6 protein-coding genes are annotated in these 9,859 nt (G+C 43.2%); 2 read left to right on the plus strand and 4 right to left on the minus strand.

Annotation, left to right across the window (positions count from 1 at the left end; genetic code table 11):
• The first annotated feature begins 107 nt into the window (after positions 1-107).
• Entirely contained in the window at positions 108-6,263 is a 6,156-nt protein-coding gene (locus GJB62_RS23655) for an AAA family ATPase (RefSeq protein ID WP_114082644.1), read from the plus strand.
• The gene (locus GJB62_RS23660; RefSeq protein ID WP_114082643.1) at positions 6,260-6,733 is read left to right on the plus strand and encodes a response regulator; all 474 of its coding nucleotides are present in this window, start codon (positions 6,260-6,262) and stop codon (positions 6,731-6,733) included. Before GJB62_RS23655 ends, GJB62_RS23660 begins: the two co-directional genes overlap by 4 nt.
• Before the next feature lie 56 nt (positions 6,734-6,789).
• Here GJB62_RS23660 and bioF read toward each other — a convergent pair whose 3' ends face one another.
• The 4 genes from bioF to GJB62_RS23680 all read right to left on the minus strand — a co-directional run bounded on the left by bioF (position 6,790) and on the right by GJB62_RS23680 (position 9,849).
• Positions 6,790-7,950: an 8-amino-7-oxononanoate synthase gene (gene bioF / locus GJB62_RS23665; RefSeq protein WP_114082642.1), complete on the minus strand. Its 1,161-nt coding sequence runs from the start codon at positions 7,948-7,950 to the stop codon at positions 6,790-6,792.
• 103 nt (positions 7,951-8,053) lie between these two features.
• On the minus strand, positions 8,054-8,686 hold the full coding sequence (ruvA, locus tag GJB62_RS23670) for a Holliday junction branch migration protein RuvA (RefSeq protein WP_041565497.1): 633 nt from the start codon (positions 8,684-8,686) through the stop codon (positions 8,054-8,056).
• The gene (locus tag GJB62_RS23675) at positions 8,686-9,444 is read right to left on the minus strand and encodes a sucrose-phosphate phosphatase (RefSeq protein ID WP_114082641.1); all 759 of its coding nucleotides are present in this window, start codon (positions 9,442-9,444) and stop codon (positions 8,686-8,688) included. The genes ruvA and GJB62_RS23675 overlap by 1 nt, the downstream gene beginning before the upstream one ends.
• Before the next feature lie 222 nt (positions 9,445-9,666).
• Positions 9,667-9,849, minus strand: a complete 183-nt coding sequence (locus GJB62_RS23680; RefSeq protein ID WP_147262518.1) for a hypothetical protein — start codon at positions 9,847-9,849, stop codon at positions 9,667-9,669.
• Positions 9,850-9,859 lie beyond the last annotated feature (10 nt).

Below are 9,859 nucleotides of genomic sequence, written 5' to 3' on the forward strand. Positions count from 1 at the left end.
AAAGTTCTTATATTTGGTAATCTAAATAATTTAATCCCAAGTCAGAAATTAAAAATTACCTCATACCAAATTTATCTTTATGTCTAACAATTGTAGGCAGTTTAACCATGCTGGAAATTCCTGAATATCAAATTCGGATAAAAATTCATGAAAGTGCTAATTCACGGGTCTATAGGGGAATTAATCAACAGAATAATCTGCCTGTCATCTTCAAAGTTTTAAAAAAAGACTACCCGACACCAGAAGAAATAACACGCTATAAGCTCGAATATGAAATTACGCGTAGCTTGTCATTGGAAGGTGTTGTCCAGGCTTATAGTTTGCAGCAATACCAAAGGAGTTTTGTCATCATTCTGGAAGATTTCGGGGGCGAATCTTTAACAAAAATCATAACAAAAACACAGTTTTCATTAACAGATTTCCTGAAAATAGCCATTCAGATTGTTGAAACCTTGGGTGCGATTCATACAGCAAATATCATTCATAAAGATATCAATCCATCTAATATTGTTTTTAATCCAAGAACACAACAACTTAAAATTATTGACTTTGGTATTTCAACTGTATTGTCACGGGAGATATTAACTCTCAGAAATCTACCGATATTAGAGGGAACACTAGCCTATATATCTCCAGAGCAAACAGGCAGAATGAACCGTTCTTTGGACTATAGAACTGATTTTTACTCTTTAGGTGTTACCTTTTATGAACTGTTGACCCATCGATTGCCGTTTGAATCCAGTGATGCGCTGGAGTTAATTCATTATCACCTAGCTTTGGAACCTGTTCCACCCCATTTTATCAATTCAGGAATTCCTGTGATAGTCTCAGGAATTGTACTGAAACTATTAGCAAAAACAGCAGAAAATCGCTATCAAAGCGCCTGGGGAATTAAAAATGATTTAGAAGAGTGCCTGAAACAGCTACAACACACGGGAAGAATTGAGTCTTTTTTGCTAGGACAAGAGGATATTTCTGATAAGTTTCATATCCCTGAAAAACTCTATGGCAGAGAAAGGGAGGTGGAGATGTTATTAGCGGCCTTTGAAAGAGTAGCAGGGAAAGATAACTCTGATTTATCCGCGTCTGCTTCTCATGTTGAAGTGATGTTGATAGCAGGATACTCTGGTATTGGTAAGTCAGTTTTAGTGCAGGAAATTTATCAGCCGATTACGCAACAACGGGGGTACTTTGTTTCTGGTAAATTCGATCAGTATCAGCGCAATATCCCTTACTTTGCGATCGCTCAAGCCTTAGAGTCACTGATCAAACAATTACTGGCTGAAGACGAAGTGCAGCTGTCTCAATGGCGACAGAACCTTTTAGCTGCCCTCGGCTCAAACAGTCGAGTTATTACCCAGGTAATTCCAGCACTGGAATTGATTGTAGGCAATCAACCAGAAGTACCTGTATTACCACCAACGGAAGCCCAAAATCGCTTTCATCAAGTTTTCCAAAATTTCATTCGCGTTTTTACACAATCAGAACATCCCCTCGCCATATTTTTAGACGATCTCCAGTGGGTAGATAATGCCTCACTGAAGCTGATCCAACTACTAGCTACTGCTACCAAGGGGCAATCTTTGTTGTTGATGGGGGCATACCGAGATAGCGAGGTTAATGCCGCTCATCCCCTGATTCAGATGGTGGAAGAAATTCGGCAGAGTGGAGGAGTGGTAAACCAACTTTCTCTTTTGCCATTGAGCCTACATCATATCAATCAGTTCATCGCCGATACATTGCACTGCCAACCAGAAGATTCCCTGTCTTTAGCTGAACTGGTGCAACGAAAAACTGGTGGTAATCCCTTTTTCATGAACGAATTTTTGAAATCTCTCTATACTGAAGGGCTACTGGAATTTAATCACCAAACCAAAAAATGGCAATGGTCGATCGAGCAAATTCAGCAGCAGGGAATTACAGATAATATTGTCGATTTGATGGCTCTCAAGATTCAAAAGCTTAATAAAAATACGCAGGAAGTGTTGCAGCTAGCTGCCTGCATTGGCAACTCTTTTGAGCTGGAAACTCTGGCACTGACTGCAGAATTATCCCAGCGAGAAACCGCCCAGGCTTTAAGAATGGCGATCGCTCAAGGGTTCATTTTACCCCTAAGTAATGCCCACAAATCGGTTGAGTTGGATGTACCACTCCCTAGCAATTGTTCTGCCATTGAATATAAATTTGCCCACGATCGCATTCAGCAAGCAGCCTATTCCCTGATTCCTCAAGCCGAGCAAAGCAAGATCCATTGGCAAGTCGGACAGTCCTTATTACAAATAACTCCAACAGAAAACTTAGAACACCAGATTTTTGATATTACCAACCAACTGAACCTGGGCAAAAAACTCCTCAAAACTCAATCCGAGCAGGATAACTTGTCTCGCTTCAACCTGATGGCGGGAGAAAAAGCCAAGGCATCAGGTGCTTATGATGCTGCGTGGCAATATTTGCAGACTGGTTTGGATCTACTGACAACCGATAGCTGGCAAACAAACCATGATTTTACCCTTACCCTGTATAGTGCAACAACAGAAGCAGCCTATCTGAGCGGTAATTTTGAGCAAGTAGAGCCACTATTCCAACAGGTAATTAACCACGCCAAAACCCTACTAGCCAGCTTAAAAGTCTACGATGTCAAAATTCAAACTTATGTTGCTCAAAGTCAATTACTAGAGGCAATTCAAATTAGTTTACAGCTACTTCAGCAATTAGGAGTTCACCTCCCCATCCAGCCAACCTTTGAGGATGTTCAGCAGGCACTCTCGGAAACCGCCTCCAAATTGGCGAATAGACGCATTGAAGATTTAGTTGACTTACAAATGATGTCTGAGCCAGAAATGCTGGCGGCAATGCAGCTTTTAACAAGTATGTGTGCATCAGCTTATTTGGCAGTTCCTCCCCTATTTTTGCTGGTTGTACTCAAGATGGTGGATTTGCTGATTGAGTACGGAAATATGATGTTAGCTCCCTTTGCTTATGCCGCTTATGGGATTATTCTCTGTGGAGTTGTATTGGACATTGAAGCAGGATATCAATTTGGTCAACTAGCTGTAAGTCTGCTCGATCGCCTAGATGCCAAACCCATTCAAGCCAGAAGTCTATTCGCGGTTAGCAACCAGATTAATGTTTGGAAGACACACCTAAAACACAGCCTGAAACCACTCCAAGATTGCTATCAGGTTGGTATTGAGCAGGGCGATTTCGAGTTTGCTGGCTACGCTGCCATGTATTTCTGTGGTAATTCATTGGCAATCGGTCAACCCCTGGCTGAACTCCAATTACATCTAACAAGTTATGCCCAAGCAGTGAAACAAATTAAGCACTCGGCGGGGATTAATTTCGTCGAGATTTGCTGGCAAACTGTTTTGAACCTGGTTCAGAAGGTTCCAAATCCTGGGATGTTATCTGGTCAAGTTTATGATGAAGCAATCCACCTACCCCAGATGCAACAAACCCATTTTCACGCGGGTTTGTTCTATTTCTACCTCAATAAATTATTTCTCTGTTATTTATTTGACGATGCAAATCAGGCAATTGGCAATGCTGTCCTCGCTCAAGAGTACTTACCAGCAATGACTGGAGCGGCATTGGTTGCCATCTTTCACTTCTACGATTCCCTATGCAGACTGGCGGTATATTCCAACACAGATACAGCGAAACAATCCGAGTTGCTGGAGCAGGTAGCAGAAAATCAGGCAAAAATGAAAAATTGGGCGCACCATGCCCCGATGAACTATCTACACAAGTGGCATTTGGTAGAAGCAGAACGGCATCGGGTATTGGGTGAAGTAGTAGAAGCAATGGATGCCTACGATCGCGCTATCGCCCTGGCGAGAGAAAACGAATACCTCCAAGAAGAAAGCCTGGCCAACGAACTAGCAGCAAAATTTTATCTGGCAAACAACCGGATAGCGATCGCTAAAGTCTATCTGCAAGAGGCAAGGTACGGCTACAGCCGTTGGGGAGCAATGGCTAAAGTCCAAGATTTGGAAAGACGTTATCCCCAACTACTAGAGGTGCAAACTGAAAGAACTAACATCGGTAAAGTTGACATTACAGAATCGACTTCTAGAAAGTTAGAAGCACTTGATTTAGAAACAGTATTGAAAGCCTCCCAAGCGATCGCTAGTGAAATTTTGTTAGATAAACTCCTGGCAAAAATAATGACGATCTTGATTGAGAATGCCGGGGCACAAACCGGTTATCTAATTTTACCAACACAAGAAAAATGGCAGATTGAGGCAATGGGATCGATTGGCGATGAGAAAATAGCTGTTTTGCAATCAATTCCTCTGGAATCAATATCAGCAGACAGTACTCCTTGCTTGCCAACTGCCCTAATTAATTATGTAGTTCGCACCCAAGAAAGCATCGTCCTCAATAATGCGGCTCAAGTCGGTAACTTTCAATCTGAACCCTGGATTGTGCAACGCCAATCAAAATCGATTCTTTGTGCTACTTTATTAAACCAGGGAAAACTCACAGGAATTGTCCTTTTAGAAAATAATCTAACCACTAACGCATTTACCCCAGAGCGAATTGAAATCTTCAGTTTACTTTCGACTCAGGCGGCTATTTCCATTGACAATGCCCGTTTATTGAAGCAACAGTCAGAACTGAATCAATCCTTACGGGCTGAAATTGCCGAACGCCAAAGAGCAGAAAAAGACCGCGATCGCTTAATTGCCATTCTTGAAGCATCCACCGATCATATTGGCATGGCCACCCCCCAAGGCAATGTTTTCTGGAATAATGCTCAAGCTAGGAAACTAGCAGGGATACCACTGGATGCAGACCTTTGCACATTCAGCAACTACCATCCCCAGTGGGCATTAGAGATTATTCAAAACCAGGGCATTCCTCTGGCGATTCGAGATGGTACCTGGGTGGGTGAAACCGCTTTGTTGGACATTGATGGCAGAGAAATTCCGGTTTCCCAAATGATCATTGCTCATAAAGCAACAGATGGCAGTCTGGAATATTTATCTACCATTATCCGGGATATTAGTGAGGTAAAACGCCGGGAAGAGGATCTGAAAAGATCGGAAACAACGCTGCAAAATTTGGTTATGGGAACGGCTGCGGTTACAGGACAAGATTTTTTCGCAGCTTTGGTTGGTCATATAGCCAAAGCCTTGCACGTCCGCTATGCCCTCGTTACTGAACTAGTAAATGGCGAACTTAAAGCCCTAGCTTTTTGGGCGCATGGGGCATTACAACCACAAATATCCTACTTTCCGGCCCGTACACCATGCGAATTTGCCTTGAGAAACGGCTTATTCTACTGCAAAAAGCTTGTTCAGCAAATTTTCCCGGAAGACTTAGACTTAGTGGTAATGCAGGCAGAGAGTTATCTGGGTATTTCCTTAAAAAATGCCAATGGCGACCCAATTGGTAATCTTTGTATTCTTGACGTACAACCACTGGTAGATACGGAACGAACAGAAGTAATTCTAAAGGTATTTGCCGCACGAGCAGCAGCAGAATTGGAGCGCCAGAGGGCAATTGAAGCCCTACATCAACTGAACCAGTCTTTAGAAATCAGGGTCAAACAACGAACTGCCCAATTGGAAGCTGCTAACAAAGCATTAGAGGCGTTTTCCTACTCTGTTTCTCATGATTTACGGGCACCACTGCGGGCGATCGTTGGTTTTTCGAGAATTATGCAAGAAGATTATGGTGAGCAACTTGATGCGGAAGGCAATCGTTATCTGAAAATTGTCCGAGACAATGCCAAACGCATGGGTGAGTTGATCGACGACCTATTGAACCTATCCCGCCTGGATCGTAAGGAAATGTCCCGGCAGCCTGTTTTGATGAATGAGATTATTCAAGAGGTGCTGAGTGATTTAGCCCCAGATTTTGAAGGTCGTCAAATTGAGTTTGCGATCGCTGATTTACCCATCTGTCAAGCTGATCTTTCCTTGTTTAAACAAGTTTGGCTAAATCTATTGTCAAATGCCATCAAATATACCCGCTACAAATCTCCTGCTTGCATTGAAGTCGGCTATGAGATTATGGCTGGTGAAGGAGTGTATTTTATCAGAGATAATGGGGCAGGATTTGATATGCGGTATGCAGATAATTTGTTTGGGGTATTCCAACGGCTGCACCGCGAACAAGAATTTACAGGCACGGGGATCGGACTAGCGATCGTGCAACGCATTATTCAACGCCACGGCGGGCGGATTTGGGCCGAAGCAGCGATCGATCGAGGTGCGACGTTTTATTTCACCCTTCAAGGGGAAATTAACCCATGAGTGACCAACCCATAGATCAGCCTCCATATTTTGAGCAAGTACTTTCCATTGTATTAGTTGAAGATAATGCCACCGATGCCGAGTTAACTATCCGAGCATTACGTCGCGGTAGAATTGGCAACAATATTCAACTGCTCGAAGATGGAGCCGAAGCCCTAGATTTTTTCTTTTGTCGGGGAGAGTACGCCCACCGTAGCATGACGAATCAACCCAAAGTCATTTTGCTGGATTTGAAACTGCCAAGGATAAGTGGGTTAGAAGTTTTACGGCAACTCAAATCCGATCCACGCACACAAATGATTCCGGTTGTGGTGCTGACCTCTTCTGCTGAAGACCAGGATATGATCGAGAGTTACCAGCTTGGGGTGAATAGCTACATCGTCAAACCTGTGGATTTTGAACAATTTAACCAAGCAGTCCAACAGCTTGGTTTTTATTGGATCTTGTTTAACCGATTGCCAGTTTTTTAAAAGGATTTGTCATTAGTCATTAGTTATTTCTTATTCTCCCATTCCCCATTCCCCATTCAGATAACATCCTTCAGCACTGCTACCAATTTTTCAATATGTGCTACTTCATGAGTCGCCATCACAGATATTCTGATTCGACTTGTGGGCACTGTAGGAGGACGAATTGCTGGGGCAAAAATGCCAGCATCTCTTAGCTGTTTTCCAGCTTTGAGGGCATCTGTAGCATTAGGCAATTGAAAACATAATATGGGTGATTCAGAAGGCAGCAATTTTAAGTTAGGTAACTGTTGCAGCAAAGTTTTCAAGTAATGTATATTCCCCCACAATTGGGCAAGGTGTTGCGGTTCTTGTTGCACTATCTTGATTGCTGCTAAGGCTGCTGCTGTATCAGCAGGTGAAAGCCCAGTGGTATAAATCCAACTGGGTGCGCGGTTCCGCAAAAAGTCAATTAAGGCGCTACTTCCTGCCACATAACCGCCTAAACTACCCAAAGCTTTACTCAAAGTCCCAATTTGAATTAATTGCTTTCCTGTACACCCAAAATGCTCGACACACCCAGCGCCAGTTTTTCCTAGTACGCCGGTAGCATGAGCCTCATCGACTAGCAGCATACAGCTAAATTCATCAGCCAGATCGAACAGCGCGGGCAACGGACATAAATCGCCGTCCATGCTGAAGACAGTATCAGTAAGAATCAAACAGCGTCGGTAATTTTGTCGTTGTTGACTCAACTGAGTTTTTAGGACTTCAAGATCACAGTGCGGATATTCCACAACTGCTGCACCGCTAAGAATTGCTCCATTTTTCAAACTGGAATGATTGTACTGGTCAGATAAAATTAAATCACGCTTGCCCACAAGGGCGGTAATTGCACCCAAATTAGCCAGATACCCGGAACTAAATACCAAGGCCTCTTCTGTTTGTTTGGTAGATGCGATCGCCTTTTCTAACTCCCCATGCAATTCTCGATGCCCACTGAGTAATCTAGAACCAGTACTACCAGTGCCAAATTCTGCGATCGCAGCAGTTGCGGCTGCCATCAACCGCTCATCCCCAGCCAATCCCAAATAGTCATTGCTGGCAAAATTAATTACCTCTTGCCCAGCTAAAACCACCGTTGCACCCGGACGACCGTTGATAGGTTGTACCGAACGATACCAGTCTGCTCGATGAATTGTTGCTAAGGACTGTTCTAGCCAGGCATAAGGGTCGGTCATTGGAGCAGGGGGGGAGGGGAGCAGGGGAGGCAGGGGGAGAATAAGAAATAACTAATGACAAAGGACTAATGACAAATGACCAATGACAAATGACTAATGACAATTAAACTTGTTCGCTACTGAGATGAGCGATCGCTTGTTTAATCCAATCTTCGACGTAGGCATCTTTGGGTAGGCCGATGTCTTCGCTGACTACATGCAGGGCGTGACTGACTTCATGAGCAGTATATCCCAGGGCGAAGAGGGTCATTTGCACCTCTTCGAGAATTCCTGGTGCTGGCCCGCCTGTGGCGACGAAGAACCCGGCTGATTTACGCCACTCGACTAATTTGCTTTTCAGTTCCAAACAGATGCGCTCTGCGATTTTTTTGCCGACACCAGGAGCCTGAATTAAGATTTGTGTATTGCCAGCGATAATTGCTTGGACTAAATCTGGTAGTTCCAGAGTGTCCAGGAGTGCGATCGCTAAGGCTGCACCAATCCCTGTGACAGTCAGCAAGTGGCGAAATAAATCGCGTTCGGCTGGGGAAGCAAAGCCATATAAGTAGGGCACTTCTTCCCGAATTTGGAAATGGGTAAAAATTTGCGCCACGCCTCCCGATTCTGGTAACTGGTTTGCTAGCCGTTGGGGAACTTGCAAATCGTACCCCAAGCCATTGACTTCCAGAGTCAGAATCACGCGATTAGCGCCAATTGTTTGGATACCAGCGACTATACCTTTTAGATAACTAATCATTACAAGAGACCAAAATAATTTAAGCCTTCAATAATTCCACCTGCACAAAAACCTTTTGCTAGGTAGCGGTGCATAGCGGGATACTCGTTATGCCATTGGAGTAACTCTTTTCGGGCATTCCCGACGATGATTCCCCGTTCGTTGCCTACAGCAAATAAAGCAATATCATTACCCGAATCACCACAGACAACTGTTTGTTCTGCTGCAAATTTCCACTTCTGGCGTAAAAACTGCATTGCCTGACCTTTATCGCTGCTATGGGGTACAATGTCAAGGTCAATACCGCTACTGTAGATTAACTTTACATTTAATTTCGATTTCTGCAACTCTGCTTCAAGTTGTGGTAGAACATTCGCAGATGCTTCTTGTTCTAAAAAAAAGCTCACTTTGAAAGGACGCTGTTCTGAATCTGGTTGCCGAAGTAACTCGCGGTATTTATGGGTAATAGATAATACAGTTTCCCGTTCCCATCCCGGAGACAGGGTTTCTGCCCAATCTGAGTCTGGAGTATCAGTACCATTGAGATAAATTTCCGTCCCTACAGAAAGGACAAGGGCATCGGGTTGCAAAAGATTTTTTTGAGCTTGGAGTTGTTTGTAAAGTAAGGGCGATCGCCCGGTAGAATAAACAATTTTAGTGCCGTATTCTTGACGATGTTGACTCAGCAGTTGATTTAGTTCTGGTAAAGCGCTGTCATCGCCAACGGTACGATATACGAGGGTGTCATCTAAATCGGTTACAAAAAGAAATGGTTTCATGATTAAAACTCTTGCAAAATTTCGTTATTTTACCGCGTGAAGAAAATTTTGCAAGAAGTTTGTTTGCTAAAAACCAAATATATCAGACATTCGATTTGAGGTTAAGGATAGTTGCAATTATTATCAGGAACGGGTTATAGGCATTTTCAATCAAAAAGCCCCTTCTTTTCCCACAAGATAGAACCTTGGAGGGAAATCAAGTGATAATCAGCTATTTACTTATTAGAAATCGCTGTAGTAATAAGCCAGGAAGCAGAAAATCATTTTCAAAAAATGGAGAATTAAAGCTTTAATGCCTTCAGCTTTTTGTAAGTCGATAAATTGCTTTTCTATTGGTTGTATATTTTTTGTATTTTCTGCTAACTCAGTTGCACAAAGAGCGATCGCTAACGTGTAGTTTTTCATCAGGCGATAC

Origin of the sequence: Nostoc sp. ATCC 53789, from assembly GCF_009873495.1 — a bacterium.
Classification (GTDB): Bacteria; Cyanobacteriota; Cyanobacteriia; order Cyanobacteriales; family Nostocaceae; genus Nostoc; species Nostoc muscorum_A.

Bases quoted from the DNA above. Each gene is read 5' to 3' on its own strand.
- GJB62_RS23655 (WP_114082644.1), top strand. From the start codon at position 108: ATGCTGGAAATTCCTGAATATCAAATTCGGATAAAAATTCATGAAAGT.
- GJB62_RS23680 (WP_147262518.1), bottom strand. From the start codon at position 9,849: ATGAAAAACTACACGTTAGCGATCGCTCTTTGTGCAACTGAGTTAGCA.
- GJB62_RS23660 (WP_114082643.1), top strand. From the start codon at position 6,260: ATGAGTGACCAACCCATAGATCAGCCTCCATATTTTGAGCAAGTACTT.
- GJB62_RS23675 (WP_114082641.1), bottom strand. From the start codon at position 9,444: ATGAAACCATTTCTTTTTGTAACCGATTTAGATGACACCCTCGTATAT.
- ruvA (WP_041565497.1), bottom strand. From the start codon at position 8,686: ATGATTAGTTATCTAAAAGGTATAGTCGCTGGTATCCAAACAATTGGC.
- bioF (WP_114082642.1), bottom strand. From the start codon at position 7,950: ATGACCGACCCTTATGCCTGGCTAGAACAGTCCTTAGCAACAATTCAT.